Here is a 23983-nt window from a genome sequence, read left to right on the forward strand (position 1 = left end):
TCAGCCCTGGGAGAGCAACTGACGCAGGTCGATCAGACCAGCGTTGGCACGGGAGATGTAGTTAGCCATGACCAACGAGTGGTTGGCCAGCAAGCCATAGCCGCTGCCATTAAGCACCATCGGGCTCCAGAGCGTTTCCTGGGCGGACTCCAGCTCACGGATGATCTGACGCACGCTGACGGTGGCGTTTTTCTTCGCCAGCACATCAGCAAAGTCGACTTCGATAGCGCGCAGCATGTGCATCAATGCCCAGGCTTGGCCACGTGCTTCGTAGAACACGTTGTCAATCTGCATCCAAGGTGTTTCGTAGCTTGAACCTTCGACTACATCGGACTGAGCATTAATACGCTCCAGCGCAGGATCAACCACCATGGTGTTTAGGCGCACCTGACCCACACTGGCCGACAGGCGCTGAGACAGCGAGCCCAGACGGGTAGCTGCATCGCCCAACCAGTTATTCAGATTATCAGCACGGGTATAGAACTGCGCCTCATTGCGGTCAGGATTCCCCAACCGCGCGAGGTAGCTATCCAGCGCCTTGATGCCCTCGGCGTATTTGGCTTCAGAGGCCGGCAGTGCCCAGCTTTTGTTATCAAAGTGGAACAGCGGCTCGGCCTTGGACAGATCAGGGTCTTCAGTGGACTGCGACTGTGAGCGCGCGAAGTCTTTGCGCAGCGCACGGGACATATCACGCACCTGCACCAGCACACCGTATTCCCAGCTCGGCATGTTATCCAGCCACAGGCCTGGAGGCGCCAGGTCGTTACTCAGGTAGCCACCCGGCTTGTTCAACAGCGTGCTGACCACATGGCGCAGTGTGGCAACCGTGGTGTAGCCATTAACCAGCTTCTGCTGGCGTGATTGCGCCAGCTCTTCTGCACTGGCCTGAACCGAAAATGGCTCCGGCTCCAGGCTCCAGTACCAGCCCACAATCACGGCAGCCAGTAAATAGAGCCCCAACAAACCGCCGATTGTACGGCCGATCCAGCCGCCACTGCGCTTAGGTTTGGACTCAGCCGCGCCCGCTGACGCAGCACCCGTACGATTCTTCCAGTCCAGCATGGGAATTTCCTTTATTACTGAAATAGCGATACAGCACCCTACTACATCATCGAGCACAGCATTCTGAATGAATTTGACAGCAGACCGTCATCAGAGTTGAAACATGAAGTATAGAGACTATATGTGAACTCCAGTCTTAACGCAGTGCCGTATAGAACACGTTAGCACGCTTCGACGGTTAGCCTTGGCATGATTGAATAGACAAAATGCCGACGCCAATAGTTAAACGCACCTAGTAAAATTGCCTGACAGTGCTAGCATGGCCATCAATTAGCCATCACCCCATACACAGATGACACCCCATGATCGAAAGTGAAGAGCCAAGCCACGACCGCCTGAAGCAGCACTTTGCCCAGCGCGTGATTCATCAGGCTCGCTTGGTCCTTGAGGTGTGGCAACGCCTGCAACAATCCGAATGGAATGAGTCCGGACTTACCGAACTCCGGGATGCCGTCCAAGTAATGCAGCGCTATGCCGAGCGATTTGAGCAGATGGACCATTACCATTTGGCTCACGAACTGGACACCTGCCTGCAACAAGTCAGCGACAACAGAGGACGCCTAAACAGCGACCTGATCGTACGTATTAACCTATTGATGCAGCGCCTATCTCGCACAGGACTTCGCCACAGCGACCGACTTGAGCAAGTGGTTCTGCCGCCCCTGCGCAAACCACTTTATATAGCGCTCAATCACCCTGAGCGGGCTGAGCAACTGGTGCAGCGCTTAGAGTTCTTCGGTATGCACTCCGTGGTAATGGACAGCGCTAATGCCTTCCGGCATGCCATGACGGAGCGTCATCCCGCCGCAATCGTAATGGATGTGGACTTTTCCGGCCCCCAATGCGGACTGCACTTAGCCCGCAGCCTGCAGGAAGGTCTGGAGCCAAAGATTCCAATCTTTTTCTTCAGCCTGGAAGACACCGATACACGCACACGACTTGAGGCCGTGCGCGTCGGTGGACGCGAGTTTTTTACCGGCACATTGGACGCTTCAAATCTGTTCGAACGCCTCGAAGTGCTGACCCATAATGCCCAGTACGACCCATACAAAGTGCTGATCGTTGATGACTCCCGTGCCCAAGCTACCCATACTGAGCGCGTGCTTAACAGCGCCGGAATCATCACCCGCACCCTGACCGCCCCCATCGAGGCCATGGATCACCTGGCTGAGTTCCAGCCGGACTTGATCATTCTCGATATGTATATGCCCGAATGCAGCGGGCCTGAATTGGCTCAGGTTATCCGCCACAATGATCGTTATGTCAGCGTGCCAATCATCTTCCTCTCAGCAGAGGACGACTTGGACAAACAACTGGATGCCATGAGTGAAGGCGGTGATGATTTCCTCACCAAGCCAATCAAGCCTCGTCACCTCATCGCTACCGTGCGCAACCGTGCAGCCCGCGCCCGCAACCTCAAAGCGCGCATGGTTCGTGACAGCCTAACCGGCCTGTACAACCACACCCACACCCTGCAACTGCTGGAAGATGCCCGTTTGCGGGCCGAACGTGAAGGCCAGCCCCTGAGCTTCGCGATGATCGACATCGACTTTTTCAAAAAGGTTAATGACACCTACGGCCACCCCATGGGCGACCGCGTGATCAAAAGCCTGGCCCTGTTCCTTAAGCAACGCCTACGCAAGACCGATCATATTGGCCGCTATGGCGGAGAGGAATTTGCCGTCATCATGCCCGACACTGATGCTGCCTCGGCAGCTAAGGTGATGGATGAAATCCGCAAGCGTTTTGCAGAGGTTCAATTCTCCGCCTCCCCCCACGATTTGTCCTGCACCTTCAGTTGCGGCGTCGCACAGCTGGGCGCAGGAATGGACAGTAAACACCTGTCACAATTGGCAGACGAAGCGCTGTATCGGGCCAAGAACAGTGGGCGCAATCAGGTCTGTGCATGCACACCAGAAAATAATGGCTCATAGCCTCATTTTCATCGAGCCGTCATTCGAGCGTCATATAACCTCAATAAATTCATAGACTTAATCCGCCGGATAGCGGCGGATCCCCGCACCGCTACCGGTCGAGTCTATGCGCCTGAAATCTCTCACCAACCTCAATACACTTCTTTTACTGACAGCCTGTATCGCTCTTGGCACCACCCTATGGTGGTCACAACGCGCCCTTGAGCGGCCTTATCTGCTGATGTCGAACTACCTGAATCTATCCCAGCAGTTTCAGAATGAAGTAGCCGACAATGTTCGCAACTACCTTCTTGACGGCGATGCCATGCACCACAGCAGCGCCCTGCTGTCTCTCGATGCCGTGGATCAGGCCATCCTGTCCCTGCCCGAGCAGTTGAGCCAAGACCTTCAACTTACGCTCACCTCATTAAAGAGCTTCGCCGCTAACGACCTGCTGGCCGTAGGTAAGCTCTCAGGTGACCCTCAAGGGCTGCTCGTTCAGTCCGAGCGAGAGACCGGCACCGCCCTTGAGCAACTCAAACGCTACGCAGATAGCGCCAATGCTACAGAGGCCAGCCTTTACTACCGACCGCTCCTGGTTGCAGCACAACACCTAACCCGACTTGCCCATGCGCGTGACAAGTTTGTCCACAGTGGGCGAGATGAACTCATGGAAGAAGTCGAACGTGAGCTGGCTTCCCTGAATAAACAAGCTCAAACAATCATCGATCTACCGCTGCTGCGAATTGCAGACGATCGCAGCAGTGCCGCTAGCAGCTTTTCCAGTTTGCTGGGCTTAGAAACCGGTGCCGAAGAAACCCAGCAGACCGATAAAGGAGTTGAGTTAAAACGCGAGTTGAGCAGTCTAATCGCCCGATATCCAGCCGAACTACAGCGCACCCGCAGCCTCATTCAACAGCGCCTGGATCTCGCTAACGTGACCAACACCCATATTGAGCAGGTTCAACAAAGCCTGGCCAGACTAGAGCCGCTGGTACGAGCAGAGCACAACCGCATCCAGAACGAAGTGCAGACACTGTTTATTCTTATGATTGGCATTATTGTTCTGATCGCCTTGGTTATCGACACAGTGCAGCGCCGCCTCAACCGCACCCTCACCCACTTGGTTCCAGCCCTTTCGACTTGGGCCCAAGGCGACTTCGCCGAGAGCATACGCCTCAACAGCAAAGTCAGAGAGCTTCAAGACATTGAGGAGTCGCTGAACCGGCTGCGTACCTATCTTGTGGAGCTGGTCAGCACCATTCGCCGTCACGCTGAAGAAGTTCTTGGCTCCAGCCGTACTCTGGCCGACATGAGTGGCAACCTGCATAGCAGCGCGCAACGGCAAACCCACGACACAAGCCTGATCCACTCCTCATTGGGAGAGCTTCAAGCCAGCATCCAACAAGTCGCCGGTGATGCAACCCAAGCGACTCAAGCCAGCCGCAGCGCCACCGATGCGCTGGAGCACGGTCAGCACGTGATCAACCAAAGCTTGACCGGTTTGCATGATCTGGTTGGGCAGGTACAGGGCAATGCACAGGCTATTGAAAACCTGGCAGAAGAAACTGCCACCATCGGCAATGTCCTTACTGTCATACGCGGCATCGCTGAGCAAACCAACCTACTCGCCCTCAACGCCGCCATCGAAGCGGCCCGCGCTGGCGAGCTTGGCCGGGGCTTTGCCGTAGTGGCTGATGAAGTGCGTTCTCTGTCACAGCGCACCAGTGGAGCTACCGCAGAAATTCAAGCGCTGATTGGGCGCTTACAGCAAGCCGCACTGCACTCCCTCGACGCCATGCGTAACCAAGTCGTGCATGCCGAAGTAACCGCAGGTCACGCTCAAGCGGCCGATGGTGCCCTGGATGAAATCGTGACGGCGATCCATACCATTTCCCATATGGCTGAGCGGATTGCTGTAGCCACAGCGCAACAAACCAGTGCAGCTGGCAACATTCGCGAACACAGCGAACGCATTAATGAACTGGGCAGCGACAATCTGGAGCGCATCGCCGAAGGTCATCATCAAGGCGAACATCTGCTCCAACTCGGCAGCAAACTCCATGCTGCAGTACAAGCGTTCAGGGTCTGAGACGAACGAGCTGGCACAGAGGCCAACTGCGACAGACGGTCGCTGACCGTCTGGCATCCCGACACGCCCACTTGCATTGTCGGGCATGCCTCCAGACTTCAGCTCCGTTATGATGGGGAAGTTTTTGTCTGACGAGCCTGCTATGCGCCGATTACTCTGCCTGATCCTGTTTGTGTTCATGCTGCCAGCTCAAGCCAGCCTGTTCGAGCGGCCAAATGCCCCTCTTCAGCTGGGCACGACACTGAACAACAGCGCTGACTTTCTGCCAGTCGGCGAAGCCTTCAAACTCAGCTTGGTCAGCAGTACGCCAGATTCGGCAAAGATTCGCTTTGTTGCAGCGCCAGGCTATTACCTTTACCGCCATCGCTTGAACTTTGCCAGTGAACCGGCCGGCATCCTGAAAGCCCAGCCGACACTGCCCGCCGGGCTGGCTAAGACAGATGACTACTTCGGCGACGTAGAGGTCTATTACGAAATTCTGGATATCGACATACCGTTAAATAATCCAGATAACCAACCATTCAAACTCAAGGTGGGCTTTCAGGGCTGTGCCGATAAAGGCCTGTGCTACCCACCTGAAACCAACGTTCTCGATATCGGCGACACCAGCACACTTAGCTCACCTACCACAGCAACCGGTAAAGGCTGGAGCTGGCAGGACCTGGTCCTGTTCTTCCTTGGTGGTCTGGCGCTGACCTTCACGCCGTGCGTTCTGCCCATGCTGCCGATTCTCAGCGGAGTGGTTCTGCGCGGCAGTCCCGGCGGGGCACGCAGCTTAGCCCTCTCCCTGGCTTACGTCCTGCCGATGGCGGTCAGCTTTGCCATCCTTGGCGCACTGATGGGGCTGTTCGGTGCCGAACTGAATCTGCAGGCACGCATGCAATCGCCTTGGGTACTGGTGCCATTCGCGTTGTTCTTCGCCCTTTTCGGATTCGCCAGCCTGGGTTTCCTGGAGTTACGCCTGCCAGCGTTCATCGACGGCCCGCTACAGCGGCTAAACCAGCGTCAATCTGGCGGAACGCTAGGCAGTGCAGCAGTTCTGGGTGTCTTATCCAGCGTACTGGTTTCCCCTTGCGTGTCCGCACCGCTGGCCGGAGCGCTGCTCTATATCAGCTCCAGTGGGGACGCTCTTGGCGGAGGGCTCAAGCTACTGGCATTGGGCTTAGGTATGGGGGCTCCACTGGTATTATTCGCCGTGGGCGGCGGCGCCCTGCTGCCGAAGTCAGGCCCCTGGATGCTAGTCGTACGCAATTTCTTTGGTGCCTTACTGCTGGCCGTGGCGATCTGGTTACTGGAGCGAGTGGTGCCCGGCCAAGTCAGCCTCGCGCTATGGGGCCTATTGGCGGCAGGTGTTGCCCTGTGGCTTGGCGCCCTTGAGCTGACACCCAAAACCCATCATCAGAAATTTGCTCACGTCATCAGCCTGCCATTTCTGGTCTACGCCATTGTTGCCTGGGTTGGCGCCCTGCAAGGCAATAGCGACCCACTGCAACCCTTGGGCCACGCAACAGGAGCAGCACAAGCCAGCCAGAGCGTCGCAAGCAAAGGCCAATGGCAAACCATCACCACCCCTGCAGAGCTGGACGCAACCCTGAATGCAGCAAAAGCCAACGGCCAGCCTGTTCTGCTCGACTGGTACGCAGACTGGTGCATCAGCTGCAAGGTCATTGAACGCCAAGTGTTTAGCTCGCCAGTTGTCGGCCCATTACTGAGCGACTACCAACTGCTGCGTTTTGACATAACAGAAAGCAATGCTGCCCAGCGCAGCCTGCTAGACCGCTACAAACTGTTCGGACCGCCTGCCATCCAGCTATTCAATAAAAAGGGTGACGAACTACAAGATTTGCGTGTCGTAGGTGAGATTGATGCCGCAGACTTCACAGCGCGCTTACAACGCGCGCGGGAACTTCTTTAGGGCAAGCAGTCATATATTTGCCGCAAACGTCAGTCATCGTGCTGAGTTTTGCTGAGAACTGGACACGTCGTTATCATCTAGGCATAGTCCGGCGCAGCACAAAATAAGGACAACCTTTAACATGGCAACCTTTCTGGTCTTGCACGGCCCCAACCTAAATCTCTTGGGGACTCGTGAGCCGGGCGTGTACGGCGCCACAACACTGGAACAAATCAACCTGGATCTTGAGCGCAGAGCACGTGAGGCCGGCCATCACCTGCAATATCTGCAAAGCAATGCTGAGTACGAGCTGATTGACCGTATCCACGCGGCACGGGGCGAAGGCGTGGACTTCATCCTGATCAATCCGGCTGCTTTTACGCATACAAGTGTCGCATTACGTGACGCATTGCTGGCGGTGAGCATCCCATTCATCGAAGTGCATTTATCCAACGTGCACAAACGCGAAGCTTTCCGCCATCACTCCTATTTTTCAGATGTAGCTGTAGGAGTGATCTGCGGCCTTGGCGCCAGCGGTTATCGACTGGCCTTGGAGGCTGCAATTGAACAACTTGAACTTAAACGCCCCTGACCATACTGGGAGTTGAATCACTATGGATATTCGTAAAGTTAAAAAACTGATCGAGCTGCTGGAAGAGTCCGGCATCGACGAGCTGGAAATTCGTGAAGGCGAAGAATCCGTACGCATCAGCCGTAACAGCAAGCAAGCGGCCGTTGTACAACAACCGATCTACGCTCCTGCACCTGTTGCTGCAGCACCTGTAGCTGCACCGGTTGCGGCGGCTGAAGCTGCAGCTCCGGCAGCTCCAAAGCTCAACGGCAACGTTGTTCGCTCGCCGATGGTCGGCACCTTCTACCGCGCGGCCAGCCCAACCTCTGCCAACTTCGTTGAAGTCGGCCAGAGCGTTAAGAAAGGTGACATCCTGTGCATCGTCGAAGCCATGAAGATGATGAACCACATCGAAGCTGAAGTTAGCGGCACCATCGAATCCATCCTGGTCGAAAACGGCCAACCGGTTGAATACGACCAGCCTCTGTTCACCATCGTCTGATGTCCCGGGAGCCTGCAATGCTGGAAAAAGTCCTGATTGCCAACCGCGGCGAGATCGCCCTGCGCATCCTGCGCGCCTGCAAGGAAATGGGTATCAAGACCGTTGCCGTGCACTCCACCGCAGACCGTGAATTGATGCACCTGGCCCTGGCCGATGAATCTGTCTGCATCGGCCCGGCTCCGGGCACCCAGTCCTACCTGCATATCCCGGCCATCATTGCCGCTGCAGAAGTGACTGGCGCTACCGCCATCCACCCAGGCTATGGCTTCCTTGCGGAAAACGCCGACTTTGCCGAACAAGTTGAAAACTCCGGTTTCGCCTTCGTGGGTCCGAAAGCCGAAACCATTCGCCTGATGGGCGACAAAGTTTCTGCCAAGAACGCCATGATCAAATCCGGCGTTCCGGTTGTACCGGGTTCCGACGGCCCACTGCCGGAAGACGAAGAAGAAGCCCTGCGCATTGCCCGCGAAGTAGGCTACCCAGTGATCATCAAGGCCGCTGGCGGCGGCGGTGGTCGCGGTATGCGTGTTGTGCACCACGAAGAAGACCTGATCAAGTCGGCCAAACTGACCCGTACCGAAGCCGGTGCTGCGTTCGGTAACCCAATGGTCTATCTGGAGAAGTTCCTCGGCAACCCGCGCCACGTTGAGGTTCAGGTTCTGTCCGACGGCCAGGGCAACGCCATTCACCTGTATGACCGCGACTGCTCCCTGCAACGTCGTCACCAGAAAGTGATTGAAGAAGCCCCGGCTCCGATGATTGATGAAAAAGCCCGTGCTGAAGTGCTCAAGCGCTGCGTCGATGCTTGCATCGAGATCGGCTACCGTGGCGCTGGCACCTTCGAGTTCCTCTACGAAGACGGCCGTTTCTACTTCATCGAAATGAACACCCGCGTTCAGGTCGAACACCCAGTTACCGAAATGGTTACCGGCATCGACATCGTCAAGGAAATGCTGAGCATCGCCGCAGGCAACAAGCTGTCGATCAAGCAGGAAGATGTGAAACTCAATGGCCACGCCATCGAGTGCCGCATCAACGCTGAAGATCCTGACACCTTTATGCCGAGCCCAGGCAAGGTCAAACACTTCCACGCCCCAGGCGGCAATGGCGTGCGTGTTGACTCACACCTGTACAGCGGCTACAGCGTTCCACCGCACTACGACTCGCTGATCGGCAAAGTCATCACCTTCGGCAACAGCCGTGATGAAGCCATGGCCCGCATGCGTAATGCGCTGGATGAAATCGTAGTCGACGGCATCAAAACCAACACCCCGCTGCACCGCAACTTGGTGCGCGATGCTGGTTTCTGCAAAGGCGGCGTAAATATCCACTACCTGGAAAAGAAACTGGGTATGGATAAGCACTAAGCCTGGCAATTGCCTGAGCTGTGATTCGACAAGGGCTGCCATAAGGCGGCCCTTGTCGTTTGGTGGCGCTCAATACTGGCAGGCCTTACGCCCATCAAGTAAGCTGCGCGACCTAATTACCAAAGCCTGCGACTGCCCCGTACAAACGGGACAGACTGCTTGCTTTACCCCGTTTCTACTGCGCCATGAGGTCTCTTTCATGCCTTGGTTACAAGTCCGTCTCGCCATCACCCCGGATCAGGCGGAAACCTATGAAGATGCACTGCTGGAAGTCGGCGCAGTATCAGTGACTTTTATGGATGCCGAAGATCAGCCTATTTTTGAACCTGAGCTGGGCACCACCCCGCTGTGGTCAAATACGCATCTGCTGGCCTTGTTCGAGGCTGATGCCGAGCCAGAAAATGTCTTCGCCCACCTGAAGTTGCTGACCGGCGCGGAACTCCCCGAGCACCACGCTGAAGTTATTGCTGATCAGGACTGGGAGCGCAGCTGGATGGACGGCTTCCAGCCCATGCGCTTTGGTCAACGCCTGTGGATCGTACCCAGCTGGCATGAGGCACCAGAGCCCGACGCCGTGAACCTCCTGCTCGATCCAGGCTTGGCGTTTGGTACCGGCACCCACCCGACCACAGCACTGTGCTTGGAATGGCTGGATGGCCAGGCACTTGAGAACAACAGCGTTATCGACTTCGGCTGCGGCTCCGGCATTCTCGCCATCGCAGCGCTGCTGCTAGGCGCGCCCAAAGCACTCGGTACCGACATCGACCCCCAGGCATTGGAGGCCTCCCGCGATAACGCCAACCGTAACAACATTGCCCCGGAGCGTTTCCCGGTTTATCTGCCGCAAGACATGCCCAGTGAGCAGGCGGATGTGGTTGTGGCCAACATCCTCGCCGGCCCACTGGTCGCCCTGGCACCGCAGATTACAAGCTTGGTCAAGTCCGGCGGCCGATTGGCCTTGTCGGGCATTCTCAGCGAGCAAGCCCAGGAAGTACGCGCCGCCTACGCAGATGCCTTCGCGCTGGACCCCACCGCAGAAAAGGACGGCTGGGTGCGTATCAGTGGTGTCCGCCGCTGACATCCTGCACCAGCGCGCTGCTCGCCAGCATTGACTTGAGATAGACTATCCGCCTTGTTTAACCGGACCTGCGCATGACCCAGAGCTTCGTCACCCAGTGCCCCCATTGCCGCACCAGCTTTCGCGTAAGCAGCGCGCAACTGAATGCCGCCCATGGAGCCGTGCGCTGCGGTGCTTGCCTGCATGTGTTCAACGCTGCCCAGCAATTGCGTGAACAGGGCTTAATCCCGCCGCAAGCCGCTCCCATTCCAACCAAGGCAGTGCCGCCGGCTCAATCCAATCCAATTGCCAGCCCCCCTGTGCAAGTTCAATCCCCGGCGCCCCTAGCAAAGCAGGAAGAGACTCCAGCCCCCACACAACCTGCCCGCGCCGACAAAGACGACACCCTGTGGATCCATGATGACCTGGATTTGGGTGACCTGGATCTGGACGAAGAACTGGCAAAGCTCCAAGCCGAGGAACAGGATCTGTCAAAAGAGTTCCTGGCGCTGGACAGGCCAACGATTGCAGCCAAGCGTAAAGAAGAAACGCCCTCTGACGAGCGCTGGGCAGAAGAACTGCTTAAGAAAGAAGAGGCTAACGCCGCCCGATCAACCCCCATCGCGCCTCCTGAGCAGATCGAGCCGGCACTAACGATCGGAACTGAAACACTAGAGAAACACGAGCCATCCATCGGCAAACTGGATGAACTAGATCCAGGGCCCAACGAGCTTGAACTCCCCCCATTGGATGGAAAAGGCGAAACCCCAGCACTCAGCCTGCAAAGTGAGCCCGAGCTGCCTCCCACTGCTGCAAAACGTCAGCGCACACCTCGCTTAACAGAAGAACGCCTGATTGAGCTGGACGATGAGCCCTTGCAACTCAATTGGCAAAAGCCGAAAAAGCCTTGGGGTCGCTGGTTTGGCTGGGGCCTGCTGAACCTGTTCGCAGCCCTCGGACTTGCGGTTCAGTACGTGGCTTACAATTTTGAAGAACTATCGCGCCAGGACCAATACCGTCCTTGGTTTGAACAGTTCTGCCCGACTATCGGCTGCACCCTGCCCTCAAAAGTCGATATCGACCAGATCAAAAGCAGCAATCTAGTGGTGCGCAGCCACCCAGAGTTCAGTGGCGCCCTGGTTGTAGACGCCATTATTTACAACCGTGCCTCCTTCTCCCAGCCATTCCCCTTGCTGGAAATGCGCTTCGCGGACGTGAACGGCAAGCTCCTGGCCAGCCGACGCTTCAAGCCCAGCGAGTATCTGGCAGGTGAACTGGCCGGAAATTCCGAAATGCCTCCGCAAACGCCGATCCATATCTCGCTGGATATTCTGGATCCCGGCGCCCGGGCTGTGAACTACAGTTTGAGCTTCCACTCGCCGGAATAAGCCAGCATCAGTCAGAGCGCGTATTTGTCGCATAGCCTACCTGGCCGCTAAAAGGCAACTGTACATAAAATGTCCAAAACAGCCTTTCTCCGGTCATCCAGAGCGAGTATCATGCCCACCCTTTTTCGCACTCTCCTATTTGTTCAACAGCGAGCCTCTTGAACAGGGAAGCCTATGCCGGCGCTAACCATTGGCCCATATACACTGCCGAACTCGCTGATCCTCGCCCCTATGGCGGGTGTCACAGACCAGCCGTTCCGACAGCTGTGCAAGCGCATGGGCGCAGGTTTAGTTGTGTCCGAAATGGTCACCAGTGACGTTCGCCTGTGGAATACCCGCAAATCCAGCCTGCGCATGGTTCACAAAGGTGACCCTGAGCCGCGTTCGGTACAAATTGCTGGCTCAGATCCGCACATGCTGGCAGAGGCCGCCCGCCGTAATGTTGAGTTGGGCGCACAGATCATTGATATCAATATGGGCTGCCCAGCCAAGAAAGTCTGTAACAAGGCCGCCGGTTCTGCCCTAATGAAGGACGAACCGCTGGTACGCGATATACTTCACGCAGTCGTCAATGCGGTGAGTGTTCCGGTAACACTGAAGATACGCACTGGCTGGGATCGCCAGAACAAAAACGGCATTAATGTGGCCAAGCTTGCTGAAGATGCAGGCATCGTGGCATTGGCTGTGCATGGCAGAACCCGGGCCGACTTGTATACCGGCGAAGCCGAATACGAAACGATTGCCGCCATCAAGCAGGCCGTTTCTATACCGGTTCTGGCCAACGGTGATATTGATTCACCGGCCAAGGCAAAGCATGTGTTGGATGTAACCGGCGCCGATGGGCTGTTAATTGGTCGGGCCGCCCAGGGAAGACCCTGGATTTTCCGGGAAATTGAGCATTACTTGCGTACGGGGAATATGCTTCCTGCTCCCAAACTTCAGGAAGTGGAACGAATTCTGCTGGAACATTTGGCAGCGTTACATGCCTTTTACGGTGATGTAATGGGCGTACGAATCGCCCGCAAACATGTCAGCTGGTATTTAGCAACCTTGCCGGGCGCCAAGGACTTCCGCGCCCAATTCAATCGTCTGGACAGTACGGATGCACAGTGCGCCAACGTTCGAGAGTTTTTCAGCGAACGTCATAAAAACGGAGAAGAAGGGGTAGCCGCATGACGGTGTTGACTGAGACTTTAGGAAGTGGAATGGCTCCCGTGAGTGACAACAGCAGCTTGAAGCAGCATCTCAATACGCCAAGCGCGGAAGGTCAGACCTTGCGCGGAAGTGTTGAGAAGGCGCTGCACAATTATTTTGCCCATCTTGAGGGCGCAGACGTTTGTGACGTCTACAACTTGGTGCTGACCGAAGTTGAAGCACCGCTGCTGGAAACCGTGATGAATTACGTCAAGGGTAACCAGACAAAGGCCAGCGAACTGCTGGGCTTGAATCGCGGAACCCTGCGTAAAAAGCTTAAACAGTACGACCTGCTCTAACCCGAACTCCCGAAAAGGGCGGCCCATCCGAGCCGCCCTTTTTTGCTGATATCACCGTTCTGATGGATTCTGAAATGACCGACCAGACCACCCGCCTCTCCGTTCGCCGCGCCTTGATCAGTGTTTCCGACAAGACCGGCATCCTCGAGTTCGCCCGCGAACTGAGCGCCCTTGGCGTGGAAATCCTCTCGACCGGCGGCACCTACAAGCTGCTCAAAGACAATGGTGTTGCGGCTGTTGAAGTCGCGGACTACACCGGTTTCCCGGAAATGATGGACGGTCGCGTCAAGACCCTGCACCCGAAAATTCACGGCGGCATCCTGGGCCGTCGCGCCCTCGATGGCGACGTGATGGAACAGCACGGCATCAAGCCAATCGATCTGGTTGCGGTAAACCTGTACCCGTTCGCGGCCACTGTGGCCAAACCGGGTTGTGATCTGGCGGACGCCATCGAGAACATCGATATCGGCGGCCCGACCATGGTCCGTTCCGCAGCCAAGAACCACAAAGACGTTGCTATCGTCGTCAATGCGGGCGACTACAGCGCCATTATTGAATCCCTGAAAGCTGGCGGCTTGACCTACGCTCAGCGCTTCGACCTGGCCCTGAAGGCCTTTGAGCACACCGCTGCTTACGACGGCATGATCGCCAACTACCTGGGCACCATCGACCAGAGCCGCGACACCCTGTCCACTGAAGACCGTGGCTTGTTCCCACGCACCTTCAACAGCCAGTTCATCAAGGCGCAGGAAATGCGCTACGGCGAAAACCCGCATCAGAGTGCAGCGTTCTACGTTGAGGCGGACAAAGGCGAAGCCAGCGTTGCCACTGCTGTCCAGCTGCAAGGCAAGGAACTGTCGTTTAACAACGTCGCCGACACTGACGCGGCCCTGGAATGCGTGAAGAGCTTCGTCAAACCGGCTTGCGTAATCGTCAAGCACGCCAACCCATGCGGTGTTGCAGTAGCGCTGGACAGCGAAGGCGGCATCCGTCAGGCCTACGAACTGGCCTACGCAACAGATACCGAGTCGGCCTTCGGTGGCATCATTGCCTTCAACCGCGAGCTGGACGGCGAAACGGCCAAAGCCATCGTTGACCGTCAATTCGTTGAAGTGATCATCGCGCCGAAAATCAGCGCAGCGGCCCGCGAAGTCGTCGCAGCCAAAGCCAATGTGCGTCTGCTTGAGTGCGGCGAATGGCCTGCCGAGCGTAGCGCTGGCTGGGACTTCAAGCGCGTCAACGGCGGCCTGCTGGTACAGAGCAGCGATATCGGCATGATCACTGCTGACGATCTGAAAATCGTTACCAAGCGTGCGCCGACCGAACAGGAAATCCACGACCTGATCTTCGCCTGGAAAGTGGCCAAGTTCGTGAAGTCCAACGCCATCGTTTACGCCAAAGGCCGTCAGACCATCGGTGTTGGCGCCGGCCAGATGAGCCGTGTGAACTCCGCGCGCATCGCTGCGATCAAGGCTGAACATGCGGGCCTGCAAGTTGCCGGTGCAGTAATGGCCTCTGATGCCTTCTTCCCGTTCCGTGATGGCATCGACAACGCAGCCAAAGCCGGTATCACTGCTGTGATCCAGCCAGGCGGCTCGATGCGCGACAACGAGGTGATCGCAGCGGCTGATGAGGCGAACATCGCAATGGTATTCACCGGCATGCGTCACTTCCGTCATTGATGAACGCGGTGGATGGCCTCGGCCATCCACCCTACATCTATCCAGAAATATGATTTTTGTAGGGTGGATAAGGCTCTCTTGTCCACCAATCGGGCCACACGCCCGCCTCCACGAAGGAGCACGCAATGAATGTATTGATTATCGGCAGCGGCGGCCGTGAGCACGCCCTGGCTTGGAAAGTCGCTCAAGACAAGCGCGTTGAAAAAGTATTCGTCGCCCCAGGCAATGCTGGTACTGCCACTGAAGCCAAATGCGAAAACGTCGCCATCAACGTGCTGGCTCTTGAGCAACTGGCTGACTTTGCCGAGAAGAACGTACAACTGACTATCGTTGGCCCAGAAGCTCCGCTGGTTGCCGGTGTAGTTGACCTGTTCCGCTCGCGCAACCTGCCAGTATTCGGCCCAACCAAAGGCGCTGCTCAGCTGGAAGGTTCCAAGGCCTTCACCAAGGACTTCTTAGCGCGTCACAAGATCCCGACTGCCGACTACCAGAACTTCACTGAAGTTGAACCTGCGCTGGCTTACCTGCGTGAGAAAGGCGCCCCCATCGTAATCAAAGCGGACGGCCTGGCTGCCGGTAAAGGCGTGATCGTCGCCATGACCCTGCAGGAAGCTGAAGATGCCGTACGCGATATGCTCGCTGGCAATGCCTTCGGCGAAGCCGGTTCCCGCGTGGTTATCGAAGAGTTCCTTGACGGTGAAGAAGCCAGCTTTATCGTCATGGTTGATGGTGAAAACGTCCTGCCGATGGCCACCAGCCAGGACCACAAGCGTGTAGGCGATGGCGATACCGGCCCGAACACTGGCGGCATGGGCGCTTACTCTCCGGCTCCGGTAGTGACAGCCGACGTGCACAAGCGCGTCATGGAAGAGGTCATCTACCCGACCGTTCGCGGCATGGCCAGCGAAGGCAACGTCTACACTGGCTTCCTCTATGCCGGCTTGATGATCGACAAGAGCGGTGCCCCTAAGGTTATCGAATTTAACTGCCGCTTCGGTGACCCTGAAACCCAGCCGATCATGGTGCGCCTCGAGTCCTCGCTGGTTCTGCTGGTAGAGGCCGCTCTGGCCAAGGCACTGGACAAGGTCGAAGCAACCTGGGACTCACGCCCCACTGTTGGTGTGGTAATCGCCGCTGGCGGCTACCCAGGCGACATCACAAAAGGTGATGTGATTGAAGGGCTTTCCGACGCCGCGCAACTGGATGGCAAAGTGTTCCACGCAGGCACTGCACTCAAAGATGGCAATGTGGTCACCGCTGGCGGCCGCGTCCTTTGCGCCACTGCAATTGGCCGCACTGTTTCCGAGGCCCAACAGCAGGCGTATCGTCTGGCTGAAAAGATCCGCTGGAACGGTAGTTTCTACCGTAAGGACATTGCGTACAGAGCCATTGCCCGCGAAAACGAGGGCAAGTAACTGTAAGCAATATGTAAATAAATGAAAAAGGTGGCCTCAAAGCCACCTTTTTCGTATTTCCCTCTGAAATTGCATGGCTATAATCCCTGCACCTATTCACGAAGGGATCTCTCTGTGCACCGGCTGAGGAACGCCATTCTCCTCCTGCTCAGTATTCTGCTGTTTGCGCTCTCTCAAGGGCCTGCACTGGCAGAGTCAAACACATGGTCAATCCTTAAAGACCCTGAGGGCAGCCTTCAACTCAACGATATCCGCACTCCGCAGATTCGTGGGCAGTTCTCACCCATTGATCTGAATACGCTCTATACACCCGGACGTAACACCGCGATCTGGCTGCACTATCAATTACCTCCTGCTAAGGATGCCCAAATCCTACGCATCTTCGCGCCCTATCTTGGCTATCTCGATATGTACGTCCTGCGGGACGATGAGTTGATTGACCAGGTCCATACGGGCACCAGCATGCCTTTTTCCAGCAGACCTCTGCCTAGCCGAGACTTCTTACTCCCTCTGCCCGTCATAAAGGAACCACTGGATGTGTTCCTTCGACTGACCTCAGAGCACGCTTTACGACCCAGCATCACTCTGCAGAGTGCTCAAGAAATGGCGGCAAACGACGAACGCACCATGCTCTTTGGGGCACTGATGGGCGCGCTGATTGTTTTGTTGTCCTACAACATCTCTCGTTTTATCTATACCCGCAGCTACAGCGGGCTGTGGCTGGCAGCCAGCATCGGCTTTTTGCTAATAGCAGCCAGCTGCATTTTGGGTATCAGCGCACCGTGGTTAAAAGACTGGCTGATCTACCAACAGCAGATCGTTAACCTTTCCATTTTGTTGTGCATGCTCTGCACACTGTTGTTTACCATCGCGTTCTTTCGCAAAAGCCCAACGTATACGATCCTGAGCTATCTTCTAGGGATTGAAGCTGCACTGACTGCCGTATTCTGCGTAGTCCTGCTGTTTGTCCACGACCTGAACTTCAACCAATTTGTTTACCTGCTCAATACCGTATCAGGCTTAAGCATCTTGGCTCTGTCAGTGAAACAGTGGCAAAGCGGTTATGAACCGGCACGTATTTTCACCTTCGCAGTGCTGATCTACTGCCTTAGTTTTATCGCCTCTATCCCAGTTTTTTTTGGCTATTGGGAAGTTAAGACTGAATACGTTTCTTATGCCCTAGTCGGCTGCATGGTGGTGTCTAACTTTATTCTTGGCATGGCTCTAACTGAGCGCCAACGCCTACTTGATCTGCAGCGCCTTAGCGCGAGCAGTGCATTGGCTGCTAGCTCGGGTGAACTTAAGGCCAAAGCCGAGTTTCTGGCGAAAATCAGCCATGAAATCCGCACCCCAATGAATGGCGTGCTGGGTATGACTGAGTTGTTACTGGGGACGCCACTATCGGCAAAGCAACGAGATTACGTGCAAACCATTCACAGCTCCGGCAATGAACTGCTGACGCTGATCAACGAGATTCTCGACATCACTAAGCTGGAATCCGGGCAGATTGAACTGGATGACGTGCAATTCGATCTCAATGCCCTGATCGAAGACTGCCTCGACATTTTCCGGGCCAAGGCTGAGCAACAAAAAATCGAGCTCATAGGTTTCGTCCAGCCTCAGGTGCCGCGCGTCATCAGTGGTGACCCCACACGCCTGCGACAGACCATCCTGAGTCTTCTGGACAACGCCTTCAAACAGACTGAAGAAGGCGAAGTACTGCTAGTGGTTGCGCTGGACAGCAGTGTTACACCACCGCGTTTGCGCATTGCCGTTCAAGACAACGGTGACCCGCTGAACATGAAAGAGCGCGACGCATTGCTCAACACCGAACTGCACAGCAAAGACTTTCTCTCAGCCACCAAACTGGGAGGCCGCCTGGGGCTGATTATCGCCCGCCAGCTGGTCACCCTGATGGGGGGTGACTATGGCATCCAGACCGGCCGCAGCAAGGGATCAACCTTGTGGTTCACCCTGCCGCTGGACAGCATGCGCCTTGAACAACCGAACAATAATCTGGACGCATCGTTACAAGGCGCCCGCCTGCTTGTGGTCGATGACAATGAGACCTGCCGCAAGGTGCTGGTGCAACAATGTAGCGCCTGGGGGATGAATGTAAGCGCCGTACCCTCTGGCAAAGAGGCATTGGCCCTGCTGCGCACCAAAGCCCACCTGCAAGAGTACTTCGACGCTGTTCTACTCGATCAGGACATGCCGGGTATGACCGGTATGCAACTGGCCTCACGGATTAAAGAAGACGCCAACCTCAACCATGACATTCTGATCATCATGCTTACCGGCATCAGCAACTCGCCGAGTAAGATCATCGCCCGCAATGCCGGAATCAAGCGCATCCTCGCTAAGCCGGTGGCCGGTTATAGCCTGCGCACGACGCTAGCAGATGAACTGTCTCAGCGCGGCAAAGCCAACTCTTCCATGTTCGTCCCACCACCAGTGGTGGCACCGTTGAATGTACCGAGCGACTTCCGCATCCTGGTCGCCGAAGACAACACCATCTCAACCAAAGTGATTCGCGGCATGCTGGCCAAACTTAACCTGCAACCAGACACTGCCAGCAATGGTCAGGAAGCCCTCAATGCCATGAAGGCACGTCAATATGACCTGGTGCTGATGGATTGTGAGATGCCGATTATGGACGGGTTCTCAGCCACTGAACTGCTGCGCAGTTGGGAGGCAGCCGAGCAGCGCCCACGCACGCCAGTCGTTGCACTGACAGCCCACATTCTCAGTGAACACAAAGAACGGGCTCGTCAGGTCGGTATGGACGGTCACATGTCCAAGCCACTTGAAATGTCTCAACTGCGTGAGCTGATTGAACACTGGGTTATCGAGCGGGAAGCCCGCCAATCCCGTGACGTGCATCCCACATAAAACTGTGCATAAGGACATTAAGCCCTAAGTGCCCGTGACACGAATTATCCTGTTGCGGTGGTGGCTCAGATGTAGGCATTTGTCATCACTTAACGCCCAGTCTGCGACTACCTTTATACCTGCCCCTACATACGAGCCCCTGCTATGGCCTCTACGCTGTTCAGTATTTATTTAAGCCTTCTGGTGCTCTACAGCCCATTCTTTGTCCTGTCTTGCTTTATTACCCTAAGCCGTGGGCATACGCCCAAAGAGCGCAAACGCATGGCCTGGAAGGTCGCATTGGGCGTGTTGGTATCCAGCGTTCTCCTCTACCTGTTCGGCAAATACATTTTCACCCTGTTCGGGATCACCATTGATGCCTTCCGCATTGGTGCAGGCAGTGTGCTATTTATCTCCGCACTGGGGATGGCCCAGGGGAAATCAGCGGTGCAAGCGGACAACGTGCAGCAGGATGTCACCATCGTGCCGCTAACCATTCCCCTGACCGTTGGCCCCGGCACCATTGGTGCACTGCTGCTGATGGGGGCCAGCCACCCGGAATGGGATGACAAGCTGATCGCCGTGTTGGGCATTGCCCTGGCGAGCCTGACAGTCGGAATAATCCTGTACCTGTCCAACCTGTTCGAACGCCTGCTGGGTGAGCAGGGCCTGCAAATTGTCAGCCGCCTGATGGGGCTATTTGTGTGCGCCCTAGCCGCTCAGATTATTTTCACTGGTGTACGCAACTATATGGGTGTTGGCACCTGACAGGCGCCAACCACTCCGCACACAATTGGTGCACACGTTCGTTTCCACGCACCGTAAACAATCACCCCATTACGTACGCTTATGCGCTATTGCCTGCGTAATGGGCTTTGTGAGCCAGGCGCACCTTTCTGGCGCAGACGGCACGGCTATTGCTCTATGAGAGTTGAGATAGCCGCCCTGATAAGCCATGAACAGCCCCGCCACTCTTTATCATCCCGCTTGGCATGCCGAACTGGAACTGGCCTATGCCCGCTACGGTGATTGCACCCGACCTACATTACGCCGCCATCTTGGCCCCTTACGCGTGCAGAAGCACCTCTATGGCGAAGGCCCGCAGGTTTGCCAGCACATTGTTGTGCACCCGCCAGGCGGCATTGCCGGTGGCGACAGCCTCAGCATCAGCGCTACAGCTGGAAGCGGTAGCTGGGTTCAGTTGACCAGCCCTGGTGCCGCCAAGTGGTACCGGGCTAACAGCACCGCCTCACAGCACCTGACGTTACACGTCGAAGCAGGTGCAACACTGGAGTGGCTGCCACAGGAAACCATTGTCTTTTGCGCAGCCCAGCCTCACCTGCACACGGAGATCGAACTGTCTGGCGATGCCCGCCTGCTGTATTGGGACATCACCGCACTCGGACGCCCCGCCAGCGGCGAGCGTTTCGATCAAGGCCAGTATCAGGCAGAACTTAACGTGCGTCGCGACGGCCAGTTGATCTGGCACGAACGCCAGCGCATCGATGGCAATGACGGCCTGCTGGACTCCCCTATTGGCCTCAATGGCCAGCCGGTATTTGCCACATTGCTGCTCACCGGGAAACTCGATGGTGAACTGTTACAAGCCTGTCGCGAACTACCCGCCCAAGTACAAGGCGATCTGACCCAACTTCCCGGCTTGGTTGTTGCACGCTGCCTGGCCAGCGAAGCCCTGCATGCCAGAGCCTGGTTAGTTGATTTATGGCACCTGCTACGCCCTGCCGTACTGGGCCGCGATGCCATCCCTCCCAGAATATGGAGTACCTGACGCATGGACCTGAGCCCACGCGAGAAAGACAAACTGCTGATCTTCACGGCCGGTCTGGTGGCCGAACGCCGCCTGACCCGCGGCCTAAAGCTCAACTACCCGGAGGCCATGGCCTACATCTCCGCCGCCCTGCTCGAAGGCGCCCGCGATGGCCAGACCGTGGCCCAACTGATGCACTACGGCACCACCCTGCTCAGCCGTGAGCAAGTCATGGAAGGTGTGCCTGAAATGATCCCGGATATTCAGATTGAAGCCACCTTCCCGGATGGCACCAAACTGGTAACCGTGCACCAACCCATTGTCTGAGGGAACAGATATGAGCTACAGCATCCGCGATGCCAATGAAGGCGACCTTGAAGGCATCCTTGGCATCTTCAACCATGCGGTGATCAACAGCACTGCACTCTGGATCGAACGCCTGTCCGACCTGGAAGAGCGTCGCGTCTGGCTTAAGCAGCGCAACGCCGCAGGCTTCCCAGTACTGGTCGCCGTCGCCAACGGAGAAGTGCTGGGCTACGCCAGCTACGGCACCTGGCGGGCCAATGAGGGGTTCTGCCATACCGTCGAGCATTCGGTGTATGTCCGCGATGACCAGCAAGGCAAGGGGATCGGCAAAGCCCTGTTGCTGGAGCTGATCGACCGGGCGCGAGCAGACGACTTGCATGTGATGGTTGCAGCCATTGAAAGCAGCAACGTCGCTTCCATTGCCCTGCACCAGCGCCATGGCTTTATCACCACCGGACAAATGCCACAGGTGGGTCGCAAGTTTGGTCGTTGGTTGGATCTGACCTTTATGCAGCTGACGCTGAATACAACCGTCACACCGCCGCCTGCCGGCGGGGGCCAGCCATGATCCCAGGTGAATACCAAACCCAGGACGGCGACATCGAGATCAACGTCGGCCGCCGTACCCTCAAGCTGAACGTCGCCAACAGTGGCGACCGGCCGATTCAGGTGGGCTCGCACTATCACTTCTTCGAAACCAACGATGCCCTCATCTTTGACCGCGCCGCTGCCCGAGGTATGCGCCTGAACATTCCGGCCGGAACCGCTGTGCGCTTCGAGCCGGGGCAACGCCGTGAGGTCGAACTGGTGGAGCTGTCCGGACGCCGCCGAGTGTTCGGCTTCGCCGGTCGGGTCATGGGCGATCTGGAGCACAAGGCCCCCACACAACCATGAAAATTTCCCGACAAGCCTATGCCGACATGTTCGGCCCAACTGTAGGTGACAAGGTCCGCCTGGCTGATACCGATCTGTGGATCGAAGTGGAAAAAGACTTCACCACCTACGGTGAAGAAGTGAAGTTCGGCGGCGGCAAAGTGATTCGTGACGGTATGGGGCAAAGCCAGCTACTGGCAGCTGATGTCGTCGATACACTGATCACCAACGCCCTGATTATTGATCACTGGGGCATCATCAAGGCAGACGTAGGCTTGAAGGACGGGCGCATCGCGGCCATCGGCAAGGCGGGTAATCCGGACATCCAGCCGGATGTGACCATCGCCATCGGCGCCAGCACGGAAGTCATCGCCGGCGAAGGCATGATCCTCACCGCTGGCGGCATCGACACCCATATCCACTTCATCTGCCCGCAGCAGATCGAAGAAGCATTGATGAGCGGCGTCACCACCATGATTGGCGGCGGCACCGGCCCGGCCACCGGCACCAACGCCACCACCTGCACCTCCGGTCCGTGGCACATGGCGCGCATGCTGCAGGCCGCTGATGCCTTCCCGATGAACATCGGCTTTACCGGCAAGGGCAACGCCAGCCTGCCGGAGCCCTTGATTGAGCAGGTCAAGGCGGGCGCCATTGGCCTGAAGCTGCACGAAGACTGGGGCACCACTCCGGCGTCCATCGACAACTGCCTGAGCGTGGCCGATCAGTACGACGTGCAGGTGGCGATCCACACTGACACCCTCAACGAGTCCGGCTTTGTTGAAACCACCCTCGGCGCCTTCAAAGGCCGCACCATTCACACCTATCATACCGAAGGTGCCGGTGGCGGCCACGCGCCCGACATCATCAAGGCCTGCGGCTTTGCCAACGTGCTGCCCAGCTCGACCAACCCGACCCGGCCGTTCACCAAAAACACCATTGATGAACACCTAGACATGCTCATGGTCTGCCATCACCTGGACCCGAGTATTGCCGAAGACGTGGCCTTCGCTGAGAGTCGCATCCGCCGTGAAACCATTGCCGCCGAAGACATCCTCCACGACCTCGGTGCGTTCAGCATGATCAGCTCCGACAGCCAGGCCATGGGCCGCGTTGGCGAAGTCATCACCCGCACCTGGCAAACAGCGGACAAAATGCACAAACAACGTGGCCCGCTGCCAGGCGATGGCGCAGGCAACAGCAACTTCCGGGTCAAACGCTACATCGCCAAGTACACCATCAACCCGGCAATCACCCATGGCATCAGCCATGAAGTGGGCTCGATTGAAGTGGGCAAATGGGCTGATCTGGTGCTGTGGCGACCAGCCTTCTTTGGTGTCAAACCGACCCTAATCCTCAAAGGCGGCGCGATTGCCGCCAGCCTCATGGGGGACTCCAATGCCTCAATCCCAACACCACAACCGGTGCATTACCGACCGATGTTCGCCAGCTACGGCGGCAGCCGGCATGCCACCAGCATGACCTTTATCAGCCAAGCTGCTTTTGACGCTGGCGTGCCGCAACAGCTGGGTTTGCAAAAGAAGATTGGCGTAGTCAAAGGCTGCCGCGATGTGAAAAAGACTGACCTTATTCACAACGATTACCTACCCGATATTGAAGTGGACCCGCAAAACTATCAGGTCAAAGCCGACGGGCAGCTACTCTGGTGTGAACCGGCAGACGTGCTGCCAATGGCGCAGCGGTATTTCCTGTTCTGACATAAAAACGC

At 56.7% G+C, this 23983-nt stretch carries 20 protein-coding genes; 19 read left to right on the forward strand and 1 reads right to left on the reverse strand.

Going from position 1 to position 23983, the window contains the following annotated elements:
* A complete protein-coding gene (locus WG219_17920) occupies nucleotides 1-1062 on the reverse strand; it encodes a DUF2333 family protein (GenBank protein ID WXL25160.1) in 1062 nt (353 codons plus the stop codon).
* Nucleotides 1063-1364: 302 nt separating this feature from the next.
* Here WG219_17920 and WG219_17925 point away from each other — a divergent pair, with 302 nt between their 5' ends.
* From WG219_17925 to ureC, 19 genes are all read left to right on the forward strand, one after another.
* Nucleotides 1365-2996: a PleD family two-component system response regulator gene (locus WG219_17925; GenBank protein ID WXL25161.1), complete on the forward strand. Its 1632-nt coding sequence runs from the start codon at nucleotides 1365-1367 to the stop codon at nucleotides 2994-2996.
* Nucleotides 2997-3102: 106 nt separating this feature from the next.
* The gene (locus tag WG219_17930) at nucleotides 3103-5067 is read left to right on the forward strand and encodes a methyl-accepting chemotaxis protein (protein ID WXL25162.1); all 1965 of its coding nucleotides are present in this window, start codon (nucleotides 3103-3105) and stop codon (nucleotides 5065-5067) included.
* Between the two features lie 142 nt (nucleotides 5068-5209).
* Entirely contained in the window at nucleotides 5210-6982 is a 1773-nt protein-coding gene (locus tag WG219_17935; GenBank protein WXL25163.1) for a protein-disulfide reductase DsbD, read from the forward strand.
* Nucleotides 6983-7103: 121 nt separating this feature from the next.
* Nucleotides 7104-7553, forward strand: coding sequence for a type II 3-dehydroquinate dehydratase (aroQ, locus tag WG219_17940; protein ID WXL25164.1), 450 nt, complete (start codon nucleotides 7104-7106; stop codon nucleotides 7551-7553).
* Between the two features lie 22 nt (nucleotides 7554-7575).
* Nucleotides 7576-8034 (forward strand): acetyl-CoA carboxylase biotin carboxyl carrier protein, encoded by a 459-nt coding sequence (accB, locus tag WG219_17945; GenBank protein ID WXL25165.1) that lies wholly within the window; start codon nucleotides 7576-7578, stop codon nucleotides 8032-8034.
* A 17-nt stretch (nucleotides 8035-8051) separates the two neighbouring features.
* Nucleotides 8052-9401, forward strand: a complete 1350-nt coding sequence (accC, locus tag WG219_17950; protein WXL25166.1) for an acetyl-CoA carboxylase biotin carboxylase subunit — start codon at nucleotides 8052-8054, stop codon at nucleotides 9399-9401.
* Nucleotides 9402-9600: 199 nt separating this feature from the next.
* Nucleotides 9601-10479, forward strand: a complete 879-nt coding sequence (prmA, locus tag WG219_17955; protein ID WXL25167.1) for a 50S ribosomal protein L11 methyltransferase — start codon at nucleotides 9601-9603, stop codon at nucleotides 10477-10479.
* A gap of 74 nt (nucleotides 10480-10553) precedes the next feature.
* The gene (locus WG219_17960; GenBank protein WXL25168.1) at nucleotides 10554-11846 is read left to right on the forward strand and encodes a DUF3426 domain-containing protein; all 1293 of its coding nucleotides are present in this window, start codon (nucleotides 10554-10556) and stop codon (nucleotides 11844-11846) included.
* Between the two features lie 174 nt (nucleotides 11847-12020).
* Nucleotides 12021-13022, forward strand: a complete 1002-nt coding sequence (gene dusB, locus WG219_17965) for a tRNA dihydrouridine synthase DusB (protein ID WXL25169.1) — start codon at nucleotides 12021-12023, stop codon at nucleotides 13020-13022.
* A complete protein-coding gene (gene fis, locus WG219_17970; protein WXL25170.1) occupies nucleotides 13019-13339 on the forward strand; it encodes a DNA-binding transcriptional regulator Fis in 321 nt (106 codons plus the stop codon). Before dusB ends, fis begins: the two co-directional genes overlap by 4 nt.
* A 74-nt stretch (nucleotides 13340-13413) precedes the next feature.
* Entirely contained in the window at nucleotides 13414-15021 is a 1608-nt protein-coding gene (purH, locus tag WG219_17975) for a bifunctional phosphoribosylaminoimidazolecarboxamide formyltransferase/IMP cyclohydrolase (GenBank protein WXL25171.1), read from the forward strand.
* Between the two features lie 125 nt (nucleotides 15022-15146).
* Nucleotides 15147-16436, forward strand: coding sequence for a phosphoribosylamine--glycine ligase (gene purD, locus WG219_17980; GenBank protein WXL25172.1), 1290 nt, complete (start codon nucleotides 15147-15149; stop codon nucleotides 16434-16436).
* Nucleotides 16437-16550: 114 nt separating this feature from the next.
* Nucleotides 16551-19328: a response regulator gene (locus WG219_17985; protein WXL25173.1), complete on the forward strand. Its 2778-nt coding sequence runs from the start codon at nucleotides 16551-16553 to the stop codon at nucleotides 19326-19328.
* A 144-nt stretch (nucleotides 19329-19472) separates the two neighbouring features.
* A complete protein-coding gene (locus tag WG219_17990; GenBank protein ID WXL25174.1) occupies nucleotides 19473-20075 on the forward strand; it encodes a MarC family protein in 603 nt (200 codons plus the stop codon).
* A gap of 187 nt (nucleotides 20076-20262) precedes the next feature.
* A complete protein-coding gene (locus WG219_17995; GenBank protein WXL25175.1) occupies nucleotides 20263-21096 on the forward strand; it encodes an urease accessory protein UreD in 834 nt (277 codons plus the stop codon).
* A gap of 3 nt (nucleotides 21097-21099) precedes the next feature.
* Nucleotides 21100-21402, forward strand: coding sequence for an urease subunit gamma (locus tag WG219_18000; protein ID WXL25176.1), 303 nt, complete (start codon nucleotides 21100-21102; stop codon nucleotides 21400-21402).
* A 10-nt stretch (nucleotides 21403-21412) separates the two neighbouring features.
* Nucleotides 21413-21949 carry an N-acetyltransferase family protein gene (locus WG219_18005; GenBank protein WXL25177.1) on the forward strand — a complete coding sequence of 179 codons (537 nt, stop codon included), beginning with the start codon at nucleotides 21413-21415 and terminating at the stop codon, nucleotides 21947-21949.
* On the forward strand, nucleotides 21946-22275 hold the full coding sequence (locus tag WG219_18010; GenBank protein WXL25178.1) for an urease subunit beta: 330 nt from the start codon (nucleotides 21946-21948) through the stop codon (nucleotides 22273-22275). The genes WG219_18005 and WG219_18010 overlap by 4 nt, the downstream gene beginning before the upstream one ends.
* Entirely contained in the window at nucleotides 22272-23972 is a 1701-nt protein-coding gene (gene ureC, locus WG219_18015) for an urease subunit alpha (protein WXL25179.1), read from the forward strand. The genes WG219_18010 and ureC overlap by 4 nt, the downstream gene beginning before the upstream one ends.
* Nucleotides 23973-23983: the final 11 nt, after the last annotated feature.

It is taken from the genome of Pseudomonas mendocina (genome assembly GCA_037482215.1).
Lineage (GTDB): Bacteria > Pseudomonadota > Gammaproteobacteria > Pseudomonadales > Pseudomonadaceae > Aquipseudomonas > Aquipseudomonas mendocina_E.

Bases quoted from the DNA above. Each gene is read 5' to 3' on its own strand.
- prmA (WXL25167.1), top strand. From the start codon at position 9,601: ATGCCTTGGTTACAAGTCCGTCTCGCCATCACCCCGGATCAGGCGGAA.
- WG219_17925 (WXL25161.1), top strand. From the start codon at position 1,365: ATGATCGAAAGTGAAGAGCCAAGCCACGACCGCCTGAAGCAGCACTTT.
- purD (WXL25172.1), top strand. From the start codon at position 15,147: ATGAATGTATTGATTATCGGCAGCGGCGGCCGTGAGCACGCCCTGGCT.
- WG219_17930 (WXL25162.1), top strand. From the start codon at position 3,103: ATGCGCCTGAAATCTCTCACCAACCTCAATACACTTCTTTTACTGACA.
- purH (WXL25171.1), top strand. From the start codon at position 13,414: ATGACCGACCAGACCACCCGCCTCTCCGTTCGCCGCGCCTTGATCAGT.
- WG219_17995 (WXL25175.1), top strand. From the start codon at position 20,263: ATGAACAGCCCCGCCACTCTTTATCATCCCGCTTGGCATGCCGAACTG.
- ureC (WXL25179.1), top strand. From the start codon at position 22,272: ATGAAAATTTCCCGACAAGCCTATGCCGACATGTTCGGCCCAACTGTA.
- WG219_17990 (WXL25174.1), top strand. From the start codon at position 19,473: ATGGCCTCTACGCTGTTCAGTATTTATTTAAGCCTTCTGGTGCTCTAC.
- WG219_17935 (WXL25163.1), top strand. From the start codon at position 5,210: ATGCGCCGATTACTCTGCCTGATCCTGTTTGTGTTCATGCTGCCAGCT.
- WG219_18000 (WXL25176.1), top strand. From the start codon at position 21,100: ATGGACCTGAGCCCACGCGAGAAAGACAAACTGCTGATCTTCACGGCC.
- WG219_17960 (WXL25168.1), top strand. From the start codon at position 10,554: ATGACCCAGAGCTTCGTCACCCAGTGCCCCCATTGCCGCACCAGCTTT.
- dusB (WXL25169.1), top strand. From the start codon at position 12,021: ATGCCGGCGCTAACCATTGGCCCATATACACTGCCGAACTCGCTGATC.
- accB (WXL25165.1), top strand. From the start codon at position 7,576: ATGGATATTCGTAAAGTTAAAAAACTGATCGAGCTGCTGGAAGAGTCC.
- aroQ (WXL25164.1), top strand. From the start codon at position 7,104: ATGGCAACCTTTCTGGTCTTGCACGGCCCCAACCTAAATCTCTTGGGG.
- WG219_18010 (WXL25178.1), top strand. From the start codon at position 21,946: ATGATCCCAGGTGAATACCAAACCCAGGACGGCGACATCGAGATCAAC.
- WG219_17920 (WXL25160.1), bottom strand. From the start codon at position 1,062: ATGCTGGACTGGAAGAATCGTACGGGTGCTGCGTCAGCGGGCGCGGCT.
- WG219_18005 (WXL25177.1), top strand. From the start codon at position 21,413: ATGAGCTACAGCATCCGCGATGCCAATGAAGGCGACCTTGAAGGCATC.
- fis (WXL25170.1), top strand. From the start codon at position 13,019: ATGACGGTGTTGACTGAGACTTTAGGAAGTGGAATGGCTCCCGTGAGT.
- accC (WXL25166.1), top strand. From the start codon at position 8,052: ATGCTGGAAAAAGTCCTGATTGCCAACCGCGGCGAGATCGCCCTGCGC.